Annotated in this window: 23 protein-coding genes; 19 read left to right on the forward strand and 4 right to left on the reverse strand. The window is 35.2% G+C overall.

Translation table 11 applies throughout. The features are described from left to right. Nucleotides 1-121: 121 nt before the first annotated feature. From ACKVEV_RS04195 to ACKVEV_RS04245, 11 genes are all read left to right on the forward strand, one after another. Nucleotides 122-817 carry a Type 1 glutamine amidotransferase-like domain-containing protein gene (locus ACKVEV_RS04195; RefSeq protein ID WP_409369149.1) on the forward strand — a complete coding sequence of 232 codons (696 nt, stop codon included), beginning with the start codon at nt 122-124 and terminating at the stop codon, nt 815-817. A gap of 14 nt (nt 818-831) precedes the next feature. Continuing rightward, nucleotides 832-1,530: a hypothetical protein gene (locus tag ACKVEV_RS04200; protein ID WP_409369150.1), complete on the forward strand. Its 699-nt coding sequence runs from the start codon at nt 832-834 to the stop codon at nt 1,528-1,530. Nucleotides 1,531-1,565: 35 nt separating this feature from the next. Further along, nucleotides 1,566-2,006 carry a DUF5412 family protein gene (locus tag ACKVEV_RS04205; RefSeq protein WP_409369151.1) on the forward strand — a complete coding sequence of 147 codons (441 nt, stop codon included), beginning with the start codon at nt 1,566-1,568 and terminating at the stop codon, nt 2,004-2,006. Between the two features lie 81 nt (nt 2,007-2,087). After that, a complete protein-coding gene (locus ACKVEV_RS04210; protein ID WP_409369152.1) occupies nt 2,088-2,882 on the forward strand; it encodes a phosphotransferase family protein in 795 nt (264 codons plus the stop codon). 114 nt (nt 2,883-2,996) lie between these two features. Beyond that, complete coding sequence (locus ACKVEV_RS04215; protein ID WP_409369153.1) at nt 2,997-3,416, forward strand: hypothetical protein; 420 nt, start codon at nt 2,997-2,999, stop codon at nt 3,414-3,416. Nucleotides 3,417-3,586: 170 nt separating this feature from the next. Beyond that, a complete protein-coding gene (locus ACKVEV_RS04220; RefSeq protein ID WP_409369154.1) occupies nt 3,587-4,174 on the forward strand; it encodes a hypothetical protein in 588 nt (195 codons plus the stop codon). 38 nt (nt 4,175-4,212) lie between these two features. After that, nucleotides 4,213-4,608 (forward strand): 3-deoxy-8-phosphooctulonate synthase, encoded by a 396-nt coding sequence (locus ACKVEV_RS04225; RefSeq protein WP_409369155.1) that lies wholly within the window; start codon nt 4,213-4,215, stop codon nt 4,606-4,608. A gap of 232 nt (nt 4,609-4,840) precedes the next feature. After that, complete coding sequence (locus ACKVEV_RS04230; protein ID WP_409369156.1) at nt 4,841-5,749, forward strand: glycine betaine ABC transporter substrate-binding protein; 909 nt, start codon at nt 4,841-4,843, stop codon at nt 5,747-5,749. A 190-nt stretch (nt 5,750-5,939) separates the two neighbouring features. Continuing rightward, a complete protein-coding gene (locus ACKVEV_RS04235; protein WP_409369157.1) occupies nt 5,940-6,500 on the forward strand; it encodes an NUDIX hydrolase in 561 nt (186 codons plus the stop codon). A 4-nt stretch (nt 6,501-6,504) separates the two neighbouring features. Beyond that, nucleotides 6,505-6,981 carry a hypothetical protein gene (locus tag ACKVEV_RS04240; protein WP_409369158.1) on the forward strand — a complete coding sequence of 159 codons (477 nt, stop codon included), beginning with the start codon at nt 6,505-6,507 and terminating at the stop codon, nt 6,979-6,981. A 30-nt stretch (nt 6,982-7,011) separates the two neighbouring features. Then, nucleotides 7,012-7,458: an NUDIX domain-containing protein gene (locus tag ACKVEV_RS04245; protein WP_409370497.1), complete on the forward strand. Its 447-nt coding sequence runs from the start codon at nt 7,012-7,014 to the stop codon at nt 7,456-7,458. An 84-nt stretch (nt 7,459-7,542) separates the two neighbouring features. Here ACKVEV_RS04245 and ACKVEV_RS04250 read toward each other — a convergent pair whose 3' ends face one another. Then, nucleotides 7,543-8,064, reverse strand: coding sequence for a hypothetical protein (locus tag ACKVEV_RS04250; RefSeq protein WP_409369159.1), 522 nt, complete (start codon nt 8,062-8,064; stop codon nt 7,543-7,545). A gap of 700 nt (nt 8,065-8,764) precedes the next feature. Here ACKVEV_RS04250 and ACKVEV_RS04255 point away from each other — a divergent pair. Then, nucleotides 8,765-9,031: a hypothetical protein gene (locus tag ACKVEV_RS04255; RefSeq protein WP_409369160.1), complete on the forward strand. Its 267-nt coding sequence runs from the start codon at nt 8,765-8,767 to the stop codon at nt 9,029-9,031. Between the two features lie 173 nt (nt 9,032-9,204). Here the strand turns inward: ACKVEV_RS04255 and ACKVEV_RS04260 are convergent, their stop codons facing one another. Further along, nucleotides 9,205-9,633, reverse strand: coding sequence for a hypothetical protein (locus ACKVEV_RS04260; RefSeq protein WP_409369161.1), 429 nt, complete (start codon nt 9,631-9,633; stop codon nt 9,205-9,207). A gap of 165 nt (nt 9,634-9,798) precedes the next feature. Here ACKVEV_RS04260 and ACKVEV_RS04265 point away from each other — a divergent pair, with 165 nt between their 5' ends. The 5 genes from ACKVEV_RS04265 to ACKVEV_RS04285 all read left to right on the forward strand — a co-directional run bounded on the left by ACKVEV_RS04265 (nt 9,799) and on the right by ACKVEV_RS04285 (nt 12,333). Further along, a complete protein-coding gene (locus tag ACKVEV_RS04265) occupies nt 9,799-10,014 on the forward strand; it encodes a DUF1659 domain-containing protein (RefSeq protein ID WP_409369162.1) in 216 nt (71 codons plus the stop codon). Between the two features lie 28 nt (nt 10,015-10,042). Continuing rightward, nucleotides 10,043-10,267 carry a DUF2922 domain-containing protein gene (locus tag ACKVEV_RS04270; protein WP_409369163.1) on the forward strand — a complete coding sequence of 75 codons (225 nt, stop codon included), beginning with the start codon at nt 10,043-10,045 and terminating at the stop codon, nt 10,265-10,267. 63 nt (nt 10,268-10,330) lie between these two features. Then, nucleotides 10,331-10,453, forward strand: coding sequence for a YvrJ family protein (locus ACKVEV_RS04275; RefSeq protein WP_409369164.1), 123 nt, complete (start codon nt 10,331-10,333; stop codon nt 10,451-10,453). Between the two features lie 257 nt (nt 10,454-10,710). Beyond that, complete coding sequence (locus ACKVEV_RS04280) at nt 10,711-11,511, forward strand: SDR family NAD(P)-dependent oxidoreductase (protein WP_409369165.1); 801 nt, start codon at nt 10,711-10,713, stop codon at nt 11,509-11,511. Between the two features lie 213 nt (nt 11,512-11,724). Further along, a complete protein-coding gene (locus ACKVEV_RS04285; RefSeq protein WP_409369166.1) occupies nt 11,725-12,333 on the forward strand; it encodes an SCO family protein in 609 nt (202 codons plus the stop codon). Between the two features lie 53 nt (nt 12,334-12,386). Here ACKVEV_RS04285 and ACKVEV_RS04290 read toward each other — a convergent pair whose 3' ends face one another. Together ACKVEV_RS04290 and ACKVEV_RS04295 are read right to left on the reverse strand one after the other, a co-directional pair. Continuing rightward, on the reverse strand, nt 12,387-14,141 hold the full coding sequence (locus ACKVEV_RS04290; RefSeq protein ID WP_409369167.1) for a sensor histidine kinase: 1,755 nt from the start codon (nt 14,139-14,141) through the stop codon (nt 12,387-12,389). After that, a complete protein-coding gene (locus ACKVEV_RS04295) occupies nt 14,134-14,871 on the reverse strand; it encodes a response regulator (protein ID WP_409369168.1) in 738 nt (245 codons plus the stop codon). The genes ACKVEV_RS04290 and ACKVEV_RS04295 overlap by 8 nt, the downstream gene beginning before the upstream one ends. A gap of 363 nt (nt 14,872-15,234) precedes the next feature. On the opposite strand from ACKVEV_RS04295, the gene ACKVEV_RS04300 reads away from it, so the two are divergent. Then, on the forward strand, nt 15,235-15,993 hold the full coding sequence (locus tag ACKVEV_RS04300) for an amino acid ABC transporter ATP-binding protein (protein ID WP_409370498.1): 759 nt from the start codon (nt 15,235-15,237) through the stop codon (nt 15,991-15,993). Next, nucleotides 15,974-16,783 (forward strand): transporter substrate-binding domain-containing protein, encoded by an 810-nt coding sequence (locus ACKVEV_RS04305; RefSeq protein WP_409369169.1) that lies wholly within the window; start codon nt 15,974-15,976, stop codon nt 16,781-16,783. The genes ACKVEV_RS04300 and ACKVEV_RS04305 overlap by 20 nt, the downstream gene beginning before the upstream one ends. The last annotated feature ends 30 nt before the right edge of the window (nt 16,784-16,813 follow it).

A 16,813-nucleotide genomic window follows, 5' to 3' on the forward strand; every position in this document is an offset into this window, starting at 1 on the left:
ATGCGATGACAGCGTTATAATCAATATTGTTATATGTGGTATTATTATCCATGTACCATTGGTAATTTTGAAATTTGCTTATCTTACTAAACATCAACTCAAATTGAAAGGACGAAGCATCATGAAACAAATTATTGCGCTTGGTGGAGGCGGTTTTTCAATGGAGCCAGAAAATCCATTATTGGATCAATACATTTTAAAGCAAGCTAAAAAAACAACGCCGAAAATCTGTTTTCTAGCAACAGCAAGTGGTGATTCGGAAAATTATATTTCTCGATTTTATCAATTCTTTGAAAAACAGGATTGTCAGCCATCCCATTTGTCATTATTTAACCCTCCTACAAGAGATTTAGAACGTTTTTTATTAGAAAAAGATATAATTTATGTTGGGGGAGGGAATACGAAAAATTTATTGATATTATGGCAAGAGTGGGGCATCGATGCGATTGTCAGAAAAGCGTGGGAACAAGGCATCGTATTAGCTGGCATTAGTGCAGGCTCCATTTGTTGGTTTGAGGAAGGGGTTACGGATTCTTATGGTGATGGACTAGAGCCATTAAAATGTTTAGGTTTGCTAAAAGGGAGCAATTGTCCCCATTACGATGGTGAATCTGAGAGAAGACCTGCCTATCAGCAACTGGTTGCCACTAATCGCATTACACCTGGAATTGCAACGGATGACGGTGTGGCGCTTCATTTTATTGACGAAGAACTTAGTCAAATTGTTAGTTCAAGACCGAATGCGAAAGCTTATAAAGTTAATGACGATCAGAACATAACTGAAATAGAATTAGAGACGAAATATTTAGGTTCTTAACTAAGGGGAAAACGATGAAAATTAAGAAACAACTCGTTTTGATAGTAATTCTACTATTAATAATGGGGTTAACGAATTTACGAACGCAACAACAGGAAGGTGAAATAAATAAACTTCCGATAGAAAAAATAGCAACGCTTCCTATTATTAATTCTAATGGCAACTATATTCAGTATGAAAATTTTGATACGTTAAAGCAACATTCAGAACTAATCATTATTGCCAAAGCGACAGAGGAATTTGAACATCGCGAACATGTAAATACATTTCATGAAACGCCTGAAGACAACTATCAACCTAAAATGTTGATTGATGGCATCACAAAAACGAACGTACATATTAAAAAAATTCTTAAACAACCCGAAGATGCGCAATTAAATGAAGGTGATCTGCTAACTGTAATTGAACCAATCACCATTTTTGAAGATGTCGATCACGTAAAGAAAATCATGACGATAAGTCATTATCAAGCCATTGGCATGGAGGATACCATACTTTTCTTAACAAAGAATTCATATGGTGTTTATGGTGTCATTAATATGAACAATGGTCATTACAGCTTAACGAAGACAGATGAACTGGATACAACAACGAAGCGATCAGCAAGTGAAGAAAGAGAACGAACGGAAGATTTCAACCAACATCAAACAATTAAAGAGACAATTGTAAAAACATATCGTGCGGAAATCAATGAGGTGCAGGATCCATCATAATTTATGAGGGCGGTATAGATAAAAGGATGGGGCAAATGATAAAAAAATTTATTAAAATCATTGTTGTAGTTACTTTATTATTGTTTTTCTATTACGAGTATAACTATTTTACCTATGATTTTATGTATGTGGGAGATATAAAAGATGGCAAGCCGGTTGTCTCTCCTAATGGAGACTATGCAGCGCAAATTTATTATGAAAATTACGGTGGAGCTGCTGGTGGCGTTATTTTAATTGTCAATATAATCAATCATAAGACGAATAAAGAACAAACGATTTACTATAGCGGTGCAAAAGGCAATGTTATCTTAAACTGGTCGGCTCCGAACGTCCTATCGATAACGAACTATGATGAATACGATAATCGCAATGTTGAGTTAATCGTTGGCAAAGAAATATACGATGAATTCGGCGGCGCATGTCAACATTATAAGATTAAAAAACAATATGTTTGTAAAGACAAAGACTCTATTTAATTTGAAAGGAGATGCTAATGTAAGCATCTCTTTATTCAATTGGCGCATGTGAATATGAGTAGTTAGATGGGGGATATGGAAATGCAACCAATAGAAATCACTGAAATGCCTCTTGAAATCAAAGAATATCTTCACACAATAAATGCAATAAAGTTTCCTCGACAAGGCTACAGCTCTGATGTGGCAATTATTGAAAGTGATCAAGGCGTTTTTGCATTGAAAAGAACAAAGGGAAAATTATTTTGCTCTTGGTTAGAGAGAGAAGTAACGGTATTAAACTGTTTAGCAAAGCAAACAACACTACCCGTTCCAACAGTGAAGAAATTTGTTGAACAACAAAACCAAAACAATCATTGGGCACTGCTTGAATGTGTAGAAGGGGAAACTTTAAGGACGGCTTTAAGTACGGAAACAAATAAAGGGAAGCGGCAAGAAATGCTCTTTCATTTTGGTGCAATCCTGTCTCAAATCCATGCTACCCCTTGTCCTAAAGAGCTGCAATATGAACAGAAATGGCTCGACCACATGTTAGATCAAGCTGAATACAACTTCAAAAATTATAAAGTGGATGGCAATCAGCCCTTATTAGAAAAGATTAAACGAACGCAACCTGACGACTATCAACAAACTTTGATTCATGGAGATTTTACAATTGATAATGTGTTAGTCTCAAACGGAGTCATCACCGGTGTAATTGATTGGGGAAGTGGTACTTATGGCGATCCAAGATATGACGTATCACTGGCAATACGCCCAAAACCGAATGCTTTTGAAAATAATATTGATAAAGAAATTTTCTTTGAAGGATACGGTTCAAAGATTATAGATGATAACATTTATAATTATTTTGTAAATGGATTATATGAATTTTTTTAATATCACTTTTGAGTAACGGTAGGGCTGTTTAACTAAAGCAATTGTTCTTAAATTAAGGAATTATGATTAAGTTAAACATGTTAGTTTACTAATTAGGAAGCAGGAGGTTTGAAGTTGAAGCTGAAAATGCTGGTTGCTATTTTTTTACTATTTAGTTTGACAGCTTGTTCAACATCTAAACAAACGGATATTACGGATGAGGTCATCTTCAACGGCGAAGGAAAACAGTGGAATGTAAAATATATTTATAATCCTGCATTGTATGATGAAAAAAAGGTAAATTGGATTGAAATGGAATTAAGAGATTTAGAATTAGAGCTATCACAAGAGGATTTACAAGCTATTGACATTGAGCTTGTAGGAAGAGATGGCGTAATTACAGGGAATGTTGGCGATATGGTAACAGAAGTGACAGGAAATGTTATTTTGTTTTTAGTTGGTACTGTAAATGTGGACACATATAAAGAGGACGAATATAAAATCACCATAAAATTTAAAGATCAACAGGATGTGATTAAATTAAAGATAACATAAATCGTTTTGACTAGATGGTCTAACGACATTTAGTTTTTGTAAAATAAATGTATTAAAGGGATTTATAACTTGTGTTTCTAGAAGTGTTTTTATGTTAGAATTTTTTTCTTACTATCTTGATAAAATACAAAATTTTATAAATTTCTATAAATAACAGGAGTTTAGATTTAATGAAAATTGAAATTAGTAATATTTCACAACAGCAATCTGAAGAATTTTTTCAATATAAATGGATAGGAGGAAGACCTGATGCTATTTTTGATATTAACTTCCCTGACGTGATGGATATAGCAACGATATCGCTTTGGATGGAGAAAATCGATGCATTCCCAATATATCTTTGTCTTCAAATTTCCGATATTAATACGAGAGATTTTGAATTATTATGTAATAAAAATCATTTAACATTTCACTATATAGGCGAATTTGATGGTTCAAAGGTAGCGATTCTATATATTTTAAATAGAGCATCATTTTCTGCTATTATTCCATTAATCGATTTAATTAGTAGTATGGAAGATTTCGTTTTATGGTCATTTAAGAAGAATGTTTTTTCAGTTGACCCGCAAATCCGTCAAAGGGGCTTATTTGATGTTATTCCTTTAAATATATGTTTCAATGCCGAAACGATTGTTTTCAGTTTAAGTCAATCGGGTCTTATGTTGCAGATTTATTCAAACCATTCTTCCTTACGTTCATATAATCATATAATTAATTCCTTACCCGATTTCTTAGTACCGATTAGGGTGGGAGAATAATACAAATTAATAGCGAAACAATCTAAGGAGTAATACATATGGAGCCACTTGTTTATAATGGTTTTTTTCTTGTTACAGAAACGGAAACGGATGGTTTTACTTATGGTGAAATAACAGATCATTTTTATTTTAATAATGAGGAAGAAGATAGTTGCATTTCGGGGGATGGCTTTGTTCAAGCACCCGATGGCTCTAGAGCAGGGATTATATGGGAGATTGAAAAGCATCTTTCTTTATCTGTTTGTTTGGAACCAGAAGAGGATCGATGGGGCGTTTACAATGTAGGCTTTGTAAGGCCGATCAAAACGATGGATGATTTACGATTTAATTTTCAATCCGTACTACCATTGCTAAAAGAAGCATTCCTAATGCTACGTCAAAAGTGTAGCTTCTTTAGCGATGATAATCCCCATTTCTACAAGCTGAAATCCTAAAAAGACGATGACCGAAAACGAGTCATCGTCTTTTTTTATGCGCTGATAACTAAAAACGTTTTAGATGGTTATGACACGGGTATAGACATGTTGTTGTTTGACAAAAGTAACAACCTGTTGTTAAAATCAAGTTGTTACTTTTGGTAAAGTAGTAAAATTTTATAAATAAAGCCTTTCATTAGAAAAGGCAATGAGACGGAAAAAGGTCTCGACTAATTAAGGGGGAAGAAAAATGAGCAACTTAAAAACAATCGGACTCACTGTCGGTTTAGCCGCTTCATTACTATTAACGGGCTGCGGTAGTGACGATAGCAAACAAAACAATGGAGATTCTACAAAAACAAATATAGGGGAACAGGTCGATTATCAAATTATAGGAATTGAACCAGGGGCAGGGTTAACTGATTTATCGGAAAAAACTTTAGAACAATATGATAATTTAAAAGGTTGGGAGCTAGAAGAAAGTTCCACTCCTGGGATGCTAAGTTCATTAGAGCAAGCTATTCGAAATGAAGAACCCATTATTATTACAGGCTGGACACCACATTGGATGTTTTCATCCTACGATTTAAAATTTTTAGATGATCCTCAAGGTACATTAGGTGGCACGGAAAATATTAATACACTGGTCCGTAAAGATTTGGAAAAAGATATGCCAGATGCGTATACCATTCTCGATCGATTTTATTGGGAACCAGAAGATATGGAAGCTGTTATGTATGAGGCACAGACTACTTCTTTTGAAGATGCCGCAGACAAATGGATAAAAGAAAATGAAGACAAAGTCAACGAATGGACAAAAGGTGTGAAAGAAGTAAAAGGGACGGACATTGAACTAGCATCTACGCCATGGGATTCAGAACGAGCTTCCAGTAGTGTATTAAAAGCAGTATTTGAACAATTGGGTTACACCGTGACAATCACACCAGTAGACCCAGCGATCATGTTTCAGGCAATCGCAACAGGGGTAGCAGATGCAACGGTTGCTGCTTGGATGCCATCCACACATGGTTCTTTTTATGAAAAATATAAAAAAGATTTAGTTGATTTAGGGGAAAATTTAAAAGGGACAAAAAATGGATTTGTTGTACCTGAATATATGGATATCGATTCAATTGAAGATTTACAGCCAAAAAAATAATAGTTTTTGCAAAGGGGAGTTTCCTTCATTTAGAGGGGAATTCCTTTTTAAGTTAGTGCTTTCAGAAGTAGCTTTACAAATGAATAATTTGATACAATGGTAAAAATATGAAATTCGGTTATTTGTAGTATGAATAGTTGTTAAGAATGTTAGGGCATGAATGCATTGAAAATAACGAACTGAGGAGAGAATGATGGATACATGGAAAACATTGAAATCTGACTATATTCATAAAAGTCCATTCGGCAATATTCGAAAAGATCGTTGCCAACTTCCGAATGGTGTAATAATTGAAGATTATTTTGTGCATGAATACGCTGATTGGCTAAATGCCGTTGTCGTAACAAAAGAAAATCAGATTGTGCTCGTTGAACAATATCGCTATGCTGGGGAAGGTTTTTTCTTAGAGGTACCTGCGGGTAAAAAAGAAGACAATGAGTCGGACGAAGAAGGAATACTGAGAGAAGTTAAAGAAGAGACGGGGTACATTTCGTCAAAAAGGCCGATTTTTTTAGGTGAATTGATGGTGAACCCTGCAACACAAAATAACAAAGTAAAAACATTTCTCCTATTGGAAGCATATAAAGCACACGAACAAAATTTAGATGCTACTGAAGAAATAACGGTTCAATTATATGATTTTGATGGTTTTGGCAAACAAATGATGACTAATTCCATTCAAACACAGCTATTGACAGCCAATGCTTATTTTATGGCAAAAAACTATATGGCAGAAAAATTCGGGAGGTAAACCGATGACGTTATATTCAGTGCTAGTGGCAGATAGCCCATTACAGACAATTGATCATAGAGATATTCAAGAAATGAAGATTAAGGAATTGAAACAATTATATCCGATTACAGAGGATACACCCATGCAAGATTGGCATTCGTTTGATGATGATATGCGTATTGTCCATGCGCCAGATGAATCCGCTTTTAAGCAGTTGCTTATATTCGAGTGGCAAGAACCACCTTATGATTTAGCGTTATACCATGATAAAAACTATGTATATGGCATTGACGGTAATTGGGATTCGCAATTTTTAGATGATTTTTTCGTTTATTTGAAGCAATATATAAAACCGGAGCAAAAGGTACATTTAATACGATTTTGGGCTGGAGAGGGCAAGCGCATATTAAAAAGACGAAACATACATATTGATGAAATTGAATTGCATCATCTTGAAATGCTAGAAAAAGAACAGTACATACGTGTCGCTTTTATTTAAGCGAATGGATCAGAGAGTGAAGTGATTGAAATGATAAGAAAAGCTGTAGGCGCTATTGTTTTTCAAGGTAATCAATTTTTAATTGTCCATAAAACGACCATCAATACGTTAGACGGAAAACAAAAAAGAAAAGGAGAGTGGGATTTTATAAAAGGAGGGGTAGAAAAAAATGACCATGATGTAAACGCTGCACTCTTCCGTGAATTGCAAGAAGAGACAGGGTCGATAGCGTATAAGGTTGTCAAAGCATTTCCTGATAAGATTCGTTTTGATTTTCCAGGTGACACGAAAGCACTAATTGGCTTTGCAAAGCAAGAAACAACAATGTTTCTTGTAGAATTTTTAGGTGATATACATTCACTAAGACCAAATGATAGTGAAATAGACGGTTTTAAATGGGTAAATAAAGATAATGTAGTTGACATCCTTACACATCAAGAGACAAAAGAATATTTTAGAAGTGTAATAGTTGAATAAACAATATCATCCCTGCTTTCAATTGAAATTGACAAGAAGGGATGATAGTTTAGGATTTCTTCGCAAGCTCAGGGCACTTAATACTTAATTTGAAGTTTTCTCTGATTCAATTGTAATCGTAGTCGTTGAGGTAGATTCTTCGTGGGAAAAGCCTATTTGATAATTAATTATTTCATTTGTATCAATTTTACGAATCGATGTCGCTACGACTCCATTTCCAATATAGGTTAACTTGCTATCATCGGCAATTTCATATGTTTGAACACCTGCTACTTCATTGACAGCAAAGCCTATTTCTCTACTCGTATGATCGTAAATAAAAGCTAGATTGCTACTATTATTATTTTCTTTATCGTAAAAAGAAATAACTGCCTGTAGCTTTGGTAGGGCATGATCTTCTACTAGGACAACATCAGAAATCGCGTAGTTATGATGATCGTTATCTGCCCAAAACGTTTGAATGGCAAGCTCTTTCGTATAGTTCTTGTCGATAGATGGTTGTGGCTTAAAAGTAGAATCTGGAATAGTCAAACTGTTTTGATCTTCTTCTTCACAACCAACTAAGCATACAATACTTAACAACAATAAAACTAAACAATGTTTCATAAGCTCCTTCCTTTCTGTTCAATTTTTAAGAACAGTATCGGGGCACGACATTGACTTTAAAAAGCGAGTCACCCACATTGCCACCTTTAAGTAGTTTCATACGCAAGACAACGTTCCGCATATTCTTTTTGTAATCGTGTAGAGTCCTGTTTTGGAATAATATATCCATTACAATTAGATTATACCATATAAAGGAAAATGGATAGTGGATGGAAATAACATCACTAAGACTAAAGGAAATAGGTCTATTCATTATAAAACCATTTACTTCCTTGTTATTTACAACATATCGAATAGTATGATGGTTTTGCTAACAAGTTTAGGCTAAAATATGGTCAATAATAGAGGAGACCACATTCAATAGCCTGAAGTAAAATGATTGTTCAAGCATTAGAGAGGATATTTCAAGAAATGGTAGAGAAAAGTAGCAAGAGATTAAGCGAAGCCTTACAATTATACGGAAAAACTGAACAGCGAAACGTTTGCACAGTATGTCAATGTAATTTAGTATACTGCGATAATTTTGACGCGTATTATTGTCCGCAATGTAACCGTTGGACTGAACCAACATGTCATGATCCTCATTGTACATATTGTAAAAATCGACCAGAAACACCTGTGTGTCGCGAACGTAACGAAAAGTAAAAAACTATATTAGAAAGAAGCAGTTTCTTATGTCAATTTTAAGGGGGAGATGGATTTGTTTTTCTTTAATAAAGAAGAGATTTATAGCGGATACTCATTAGAAGAATTATCGAAGGTTAAAGCGGCTTTAAATAGAGAAGGCATAAAATACAGCTATAAAGTAGTCGACCCGTCAATACAATGGCTGGGACCTGGTACAAAGCGGGGGAACTTTGGAAGTTTCGGCATGAACCCCAAATACGAAAAACAATATGTTGTGTCGGTTAAGATAAAAGATGCAGAGAGCGCAAAATATTTTGTTGACAATGCTTTGCGTTCTTAATTTTTATTTAACTAATGGTGCATTAATAGCAGAATTCCTAACGGGATTTGTTTTTTGATATAGGCTAATTGAACTTGCGTGAGAAAATAATGCTCGATTACCAATGAATTACCACAACCATATTACAAATGTAAGCCTTAAGAGACAATTTCTTAAGGCTCCTTTTATGTTTATTAACTAGCAATTGCTTTCACCCAAGATTTCCTATGTTCAAAATATCTTCGAAAAGCTTCTTCTGCGGTAATTAGCCCCATTTCAAATTGCAATAAATCTTTTTTTAAATCAATTTCTATGTGCTCTAATTTTAGTTGTTGTTGAGGTAAGGTGATACGTTGTTGGAAATAGGGTAATGTGTCAAAAAGCATGTCCGCAATTTGTGCAAAAATTAGGATTAGTGCCCATATTTGTCCATTACCATTTGCTCTTAGCCAAGCTCCGATGGCTGAAATGGAGGCAAAAGCTACGATAACTTTTAACCAGAGAGTAATGCGCATGGCTCTTTTACTTTTCGTTTTAACTTCCTCAATTAACTTTTTCATTTCATCCCATGTTTCTTGATACATTTTAATAATGTCTATATTGGTTAGCATTTTCTCCGACACGAAAAATACCCCTTTTTAGCTAAGATGTGCTAAATGAAAGTAATTATGCACTTCATACAGAAAAATTTTAAATGCTTTTTTGCTATATTGTAGATAAATTTTTTAAAGCATGTCCCCCTAAATGACAGACCGACGTATATATTGTGCAGAAAGGGGGTGTTACGCATGGCAAAAACACAATTTTTAGGTGCAGTGCTTCGCTTGAAGTATTTGGCAGGACACAATGAAAAAAATGAGCCGAAGTTTGCTATCAAAACATACCGTCATGTAAATGATACGCATACTACAACAGCGTTAGTAACAGTAGCGAAAGCAATTGCGAGTCTTTCATCACAGCCACTGGAAAGTATGATGAAGCTAGAGACAACAGAATTATCGTAACGACAGGACATGTAAGGGAGTGATTAGGATGGCAAAAGTATTAGAATTACTGTTTGAAACAGAAACAGGGAAAACAGCGACAATTGCAATTGATGCACCAAAGCCAAATGTTACATCTACGGATATTCACCAAGTGATGCAAACAATTATTACGAGTAATGTATTTGGTGGACAAGCTGGCGCTTTTGTGGGTATAAAAGGTGCACGCATTATTGATCGTCAAGTTTCACACTTTGAATTAGGTATGAATTAATACTTGAGATGGTCTTTGCACGAAGCTGCAAAGACCATTTATATGTTGAAAGGAGGGGGAGGTATGGAACAATGGCTAACGATGTTATCCGATATTGGCTTTCCTATCCTCATATCATTTTATTTATTGCACCGAGTGGAAGTAAAGCTTGATGCAATTCATGATGTGCTCGTATCACTAAAGTGAGGATGTTTTTATAAAAATATCTTTATTTTGGTGGCAATATGATAGCATTTTTTTAATCGTGCAAAAAAGAGTCTCCATGTATTGATACAGACTCTTTTTTGTACAATAACTATATTGTGTTGTTTAGGCTCTTTAATGCTATTTCATGTTTGAATATAGCTATTACAAAATACTTTATGTGTAAACTATATTGTGTTACTATTAAATGGAAGGAAAAATAGCCCATATATAAGGGGAACACAGGGGAGAGCTTACATATGAAAAAATTAGAAGGTAAAGTGGCAGTTGTTACAGGAGGTGCCTCTGGTATTGGATTAGGTACTGTACAGCGTTTAATAGCAGATGGCGCTGCGGTCGTTGTAGCCGATGTAAACTATGAAGCTGCACAACAAGTAGTGGAAGACATCATGAAAGACGGCGGCCAAGCAATTGCTGTAAAAGTAGATGTTTCAGAAGAAGCTGAAGTAAAAGCGATGATTGAAACAGCTGTAAAAACATTTGGTAGATTGGATATTTTACATAATAATGCTGCTTGGGGACCAATTGATGACAAACGAATTCCAGATATGGATGTAGAGATGTGGGATCGAGTGATGGCCATCAACTTACGTGGTCCGATGTTAGGTTGTAAATACGCAATACCAGAGATGGTAAAAGTAGGCGGAGGTACGATCATTAATACGGCTTCTGCAAATGGTAAAGTAGGCGACTATGAGCGTACTGCTTATTCTGCTTCTAAAGCTGGTTTAATGTCACTAACACGTTCGGTTGCTACTCAGCACGGAAAAGAAAATATTCGCTGTAACTCAATTTTGCCAGGTCTTATCCTAACTCCTGCAACGAAAAGAAAGTTCTCTAAAGAATTAATGGAACTAATGGAAGAAGGAAATTTACTGCCATCTATTGGTGAACCAGAGGATATCGCAGCATTAGTTTCTTTCCTTGCATCTGATGATGGTAAATATATTACAGGTCAAGAAATTAATTGTGATGGTGGAGTACTTGTTCGTGCAGGTGCTGGTGCAATCATGAAATATGTACGTGATCGTCAAAACTAAATAGCTACTTCTTTGCACCAGAGACGGAACATTTTTTGTTATGTCTCTGGTTTTATTTGTATAAGCAGTCAGAATAGAAAGAAACACTGATGGGTTTATTTTACATCAAAAAAGACATTTCACAAAGATGTACGAAAGCTGTCACGACAGGTAGTTGTCAACGCTTACATCATTGGATAAGATGAGGGTAATGTTGGTAGGGAGTGTGTGGAGATGAAAAATAAAGGGATTGTGTTGTTGATATTATTAGCTTTAGTGACAGTACTGAGTGCATGTGGCAATGTGAAATTTAAAGCGGATTATAGTTATGGAATTCAAGATTTTGAACATGTCAATCAACGCGGTGAGAAGGTTTCACTTGAAAGTTTAAAAGGCAAGCCATGGTTAGGCATGTATATTTTCACCAATTGTACGTCCGTTTGTCCTCCGATGACATTTAATATGGCTCAAGTACAAGAAAAGTTAAAGAACAAAGGAATAGAGGATTATAACATTGTTGCATTTTCAGTTGATCCTGAAGTGGATACACCGGAAGTGCTAGCGGATTATTTAGCAAGATACACAGTGCCTGATGAATCGAAATGGCAACTCCTGACGGGCTATTCTCAGTCATATATTGAGGACTTTGCTGTTAAATCAACAAAACTACTCGTCAAAGATGATCCGAATTCTAATCAGGTCATCCACGGTATTCAATTTTTCTTAGTCGATAAAGATGGCATTCTTGTCAAACAATATGACGGTTATGCACAGGATGCAACGGAGGTACCAATCGATACAATTGTCGCGGATTTAGAAACCTATATCGATGAAAATTTATAATGATAAAGCTAGTGTTCTACAAATAGAACACTAGCTTTTTTGATAGACGAGGTTTAGAGAGGAATTTGCATTTTTATAACTGTTCCCCAGCCTTTTTTACTTAAAATAGTGAGTCCTCCATGATCACCAAAGGCCACAAGCAATCGTTTATGGGTGTTACTTAAACCAATATGGTTGTATTGTTCGTTTTGTTGGAGTTGATTTCGCACCCTCTCTAGCTGTTGACGTTCCATTCCTTGTCCATTATCGATGACTACTAATGTCATTAAATGAGCTTGAACAGTCATTTTTATTTTAATAAGACACAGTTGCTTTTGTTGTTTTCCATGCTGCAGGGCATTTTCAATTAATGGTTGAATGGTCAGTTTTTTCACGTTGAACGGCATAATATCATCGTCATATTCCCAAATGACGTCAAATTGATTTTGATGACGGGCTTTCATAATATCAATATAGTGCTTCGTATATTTAATTTCCTCCATGATCGGCACCATACTCGATTCATCATCTAATGAATAGCGCAGAATAATCGCTAAATTATCAATCATATCATTTAATTCATTCGGTTTTCCGGTTAAAGAAATCGCACGCCAATTTAAAGTTTCCAACGTGTTAAATAAAAAATGCGGATTCAGTTGCGATTGAAGGGCAGCTAGCTCTAGTGTTTGCTCTTTGTATTTTTTCTCAGCTAGTTTTCTTTTCAAAGTATTTTGTTCTGTAAAATTTAGTAACACTTTATGTGTAATTAGACTATAGACATCTTTTACGGGAATGGAAATATCGGGTAGTACACCACCTTGTTCAGCAGATTGGAAAATAGCTAATATTTTTCGCATATGAACTGTTGCTTTTCTAGTTACCCAATAGGCATAAATAACACTGCCGATGATGCAAATAGCTGAAAGAAACAAGACAAGTTGCAACAGTTTTTTAGGCACTTGGTAAAGACTCGTTTTAGGATTGATGGATAAAAATGTCCAGTCATATTTGGCTGATTCCATTTTCGATATAACATATGGTTTATTATCGATTGTCATATTAAAAAATGTGTTCGGATTCGATGTCAGTCTTTGGATTGTCCGGTTCGCGAGTGTATAGTTTTGTTCATTAAAAATTATGTTATTTTTATTGTCGACAATGACTAAATTGCGTCCAACTGTCGTTGACAAAGAGGCGAGTTGCTGTTGGATATAGTCGGCTTTAATATTTAACACCAGGACACCATTATTTTTTGGTATTGTTCGATACATCGTAATAATATTTAAAGGTGTATCCAGTTGATTATTCGTTATGCGTTTGATTGTTCTGGATTCTGCCCATGTTTCCTCATAGCCAAGATGTGTAACAAAGCTATGATACCAATTAAAATCGAGCGTATTTCTTAATTCCAGTAATCCTGTTGATGTTGTCGATAAATATTTTCCGGAGTCATTATTTACGTATATATAGATCGAATGAATATAATCTCTCGCTTCTTTTGGCGCATCGATAAAATTTTTTAATGCCACAAGGTCTTTATAGTCTTGATGAGTAAGTGATGGCTTATCCATCAGCTGTTGCAAGTTGTCAAATTGATTGGTGCTCGAAATAATATAGCTGTTTAACGAATCGAGCTCATAAAAAATCAGCTCAATATTTTCTTTTGTTTGCGTTAAAAGATCGGTATTACGATCAATGATGTCTTGTAAGACATATTGTTGAATTAAAAAAATTGATAATGCCCCCAATACAATGAGTGGTATCAGCATTGGGATTAATAAGCTAATCAAATTTTTAAAAAAATAGGTGCGTATGTAATGATTAGTCAATGTGCAGGCCACACTCCTCGTTGCGATATTCGCGAGGCGTTTTACCGTAATATTTACGAAATGTTCGGGTGAAATTTTTAGCATTGCTATAACCTGTTAATTCACTGATTTCATATATTTTATAGTCAGGATTTTTTAAGTAAATCGCGGCTTTTTCCATTTTGACTTCGACGACAAAATCTGAAAAGTTGCGTCCTGTTTTTTCTTTGAAATATTTACTAATATAGACCGGATTTAAATGAACGAGCTGTGAAGCACCTTCAAGAGATGCTTGCTGATAATGCTCGTATACATAAGTAGAAATAGTTTCAATAACCTTGTCATGATTAAAGTCCGTCTTAATCGTTACATATTTTTCGTCGAGCTGATCTTTAATCTTTGTAAAAACACTTACTAGCTCACTGTATTTTGTTGGTTTGGTTATATAGTTTTTCACTCCATATTGGATGGCTTGCTGTGCATAGTCAAAGTCTTTATAGCCACTTAAAAACACGACATGGATGGTAGATTTTTGTTCATCAAGCTGTTTCGCAACTTCAATTCCTGATAGCTCGGACATCCGTATATCTGTGAGCAACACGTCGACATGATGCGTGTTGATAAACGATAAAGCTTCATACCCATTTTCAACAACCCCCGCTATTTCAAAGCCAATTTCTTCCCATGGAAAATAGCTGCTTAGGCCATTACGTATTTCAAACTCATCGTCTGCAATTAATAATTTGTACATCGTCAATCATCACCTTTGAATAATTAGAAATATTAAAATAATTACTTTACATCATACTCTATTTACAAAGTTTATGAATGTGAATGTTGAAAATTGATACTTTAAATAAATGGAAGGGACTAACGTATTAAATAAAGATACTTTTATGTCTAATAAAAGCCCTTTTTTCAACAATATTATTGCTGTTTAATTAAAAGTATATTAATTATTTGTCAATTTAGTAATTTCAGATAATTGATATAGTGCAAGGGGATTATGAGATGAGGGGAGTTTTTTAGTTAATCAATATAATCAACATATAGATAAACGCAGTAGTTCGAAATGATGAAAGAGATCGAAGTAGTTGCAGGAAGGATGACAACAATGATTCAAGTGAACAATTTAAAAAAATCCTTTGGCTCCTTACAAGTGTTAAAAGGGGTAGATTTACAAGTACAACAGGGGGACGTTGTCGTATTAATTGGAGCGAGTGGTTCTGGTAAGAGCACGTTATTACGGTGTTTAAACTTTTTAGAGTTTTATGATGAAGGACAAATAATGATTGAGGGGCAACCCGTCCACGCTAGTAAAACAGATTTAAATAGTATTCGGGCAGAGGTAGGGATGGTGTTTCAGCACTTTAATCTTTTCCCACACCGGACAGTACTGGAAAACATAATCGAAGCGCCTATTTATGTAAAAAAGCAGTCAAAAGAACAAGCTACTGCTTATGCATATGATTTACTTGAAAAAGTAGGGTTACGTGATAAAGCAGCCATGTATCCTGATAGTTTATCGGGTGGTCAAAAGCAACGAGTAGCGATTGCACGTGCATTAGCGATGGAGCCGAAAGTTATGCTATTTGATGAACCAACGTCTGCATTAGATCCAGAGTTAGTAGGGGAAGTACTACAAGTGATGAAACAGCTTGCCAATGATGGTATGACGATGGTTATTGTCACACATGAAATGGGTTTTGCTCGTGAAGTAGGGAATCATATCGTCTTTTTAGAAGGTGGACAAATTTTAGAAGAAGGTCATCCGGACACGTTTTTTGATTATCCTAAAAATGAGCGAACAAAGCAATTTTTAAATAGAATTTTACAAATGGGGGGTAATAAACATGAAACAATTCAAGCTTAAGGCACTATTAGCAACGTTAACATTAGGGGTAGGATTATTAGTTGGCTGTGGCTCTAAGGATGAGCCAACTAAAGCCTCCTCTTCAGACAGTGAACAACAGGAATTTGTCTATGCGATGAGTGGGATTTATAAGCCATTTAACTATAAAGAGAATGGTAAGTTAGTAGGATTTGATGTAGAGCTGGGAGAAGCGCTAGCTGAAAAAATGGGCATGAAACCTGTGCCAATGACCTTCCCGTTTGAATCCATTATTCAAGGTTTATTAGATGATAAGTTTGATGCGATTTTAGGCAGTATGACGGTTACCGAAGATCGCTTAAAAGTAGTTAGCTTCACAGATACTTACTATCGTTCGGGTTCTCAATTATTTGTAGCAGAAAATAATAATGAAATTCAATCGGGTGCAGATGCGAAGGACAAAATCATTGGGGCTGTACCTGCCACAAATTATGAATCCGATGCATTAAAATTAACGGCTAAAGAAAATGTTATTACGTATCCGCAAGGGGATGTGGCAGCATTGATGGATATTAAAACAGGTCGTTTAGATGCAGTTGTGGCGGATAATATTTTTGCACAGCTAGCGATCGATGAAGCGAAAATACCAGTTAAAGCAGTTGGCGATTTATTAGCAGTAAATGAACAAGCTATTGCAGTGAATAAAGATAATGAGGAATTAAAAGAAAAGTTAAATAAAGCATTAGCACAACTAATTGAGGACGGAACATATGCAAAAATTAGTGAAAAATGGTTTGGCTTTAACTTAATGGACGAAAAAGTGAATAAATAAGTAACCGAAGAATTCGTTCTCTGTTACGAC

Origin of the sequence: Lysinibacillus sp. 38-6 (assembly GCF_046245175.1) — a bacterium.
In the GTDB taxonomy this organism is placed as follows: domain Bacteria; phylum Bacillota; class Bacilli; order Bacillales_A; family Planococcaceae; genus Lysinibacillus.

Bases quoted from the DNA above. Each gene is read 5' to 3' on its own strand.
- ACKVEV_RS04195 (WP_409369149.1), top strand. From the start codon at position 122: ATGAAACAAATTATTGCGCTTGGTGGAGGCGGTTTTTCAATGGAGCCA.
- ACKVEV_RS04200 (WP_409369150.1), top strand. From the start codon at position 832: ATGAAAATTAAGAAACAACTCGTTTTGATAGTAATTCTACTATTAATA.
- ACKVEV_RS04205 (WP_409369151.1), top strand. From the start codon at position 1,566: ATGATAAAAAAATTTATTAAAATCATTGTTGTAGTTACTTTATTATTG.
- ACKVEV_RS04210 (WP_409369152.1), top strand. From the start codon at position 2,088: ATGCAACCAATAGAAATCACTGAAATGCCTCTTGAAATCAAAGAATAT.
- ACKVEV_RS04220 (WP_409369154.1), top strand. From the start codon at position 3,587: ATGAAAATTGAAATTAGTAATATTTCACAACAGCAATCTGAAGAATTT.
- ACKVEV_RS04225 (WP_409369155.1), top strand. From the start codon at position 4,213: ATGGAGCCACTTGTTTATAATGGTTTTTTTCTTGTTACAGAAACGGAA.
- ACKVEV_RS04230 (WP_409369156.1), top strand. From the start codon at position 4,841: ATGAGCAACTTAAAAACAATCGGACTCACTGTCGGTTTAGCCGCTTCA.
- ACKVEV_RS04235 (WP_409369157.1), top strand. From the start codon at position 5,940: ATGATGGATACATGGAAAACATTGAAATCTGACTATATTCATAAAAGT.
- ACKVEV_RS04240 (WP_409369158.1), top strand. From the start codon at position 6,505: ATGACGTTATATTCAGTGCTAGTGGCAGATAGCCCATTACAGACAATT.
- ACKVEV_RS04245 (WP_409370497.1), top strand. From the start codon at position 7,012: ATGATAAGAAAAGCTGTAGGCGCTATTGTTTTTCAAGGTAATCAATTT.
- ACKVEV_RS04250 (WP_409369159.1), bottom strand. From the start codon at position 8,064: ATGAAACATTGTTTAGTTTTATTGTTGTTAAGTATTGTATGCTTAGTT.
- ACKVEV_RS04265 (WP_409369162.1), top strand. From the start codon at position 9,799: ATGGCAAAAACACAATTTTTAGGTGCAGTGCTTCGCTTGAAGTATTTG.
- ACKVEV_RS04270 (WP_409369163.1), top strand. From the start codon at position 10,043: ATGGCAAAAGTATTAGAATTACTGTTTGAAACAGAAACAGGGAAAACA.
- ACKVEV_RS04275 (WP_409369164.1), top strand. From the start codon at position 10,331: ATGGAACAATGGCTAACGATGTTATCCGATATTGGCTTTCCTATCCTC.
- ACKVEV_RS04280 (WP_409369165.1), top strand. From the start codon at position 10,711: ATGAAAAAATTAGAAGGTAAAGTGGCAGTTGTTACAGGAGGTGCCTCT.
- ACKVEV_RS04285 (WP_409369166.1), top strand. From the start codon at position 11,725: ATGAAAAATAAAGGGATTGTGTTGTTGATATTATTAGCTTTAGTGACA.
- ACKVEV_RS04295 (WP_409369168.1), bottom strand. From the start codon at position 14,871: ATGTACAAATTATTAATTGCAGACGATGAGTTTGAAATACGTAATGGC.
- ACKVEV_RS04300 (WP_409370498.1), top strand. From the start codon at position 15,235: ATGATTCAAGTGAACAATTTAAAAAAATCCTTTGGCTCCTTACAAGTG.
- ACKVEV_RS04305 (WP_409369169.1), top strand. From the start codon at position 15,974: ATGAAACAATTCAAGCTTAAGGCACTATTAGCAACGTTAACATTAGGG.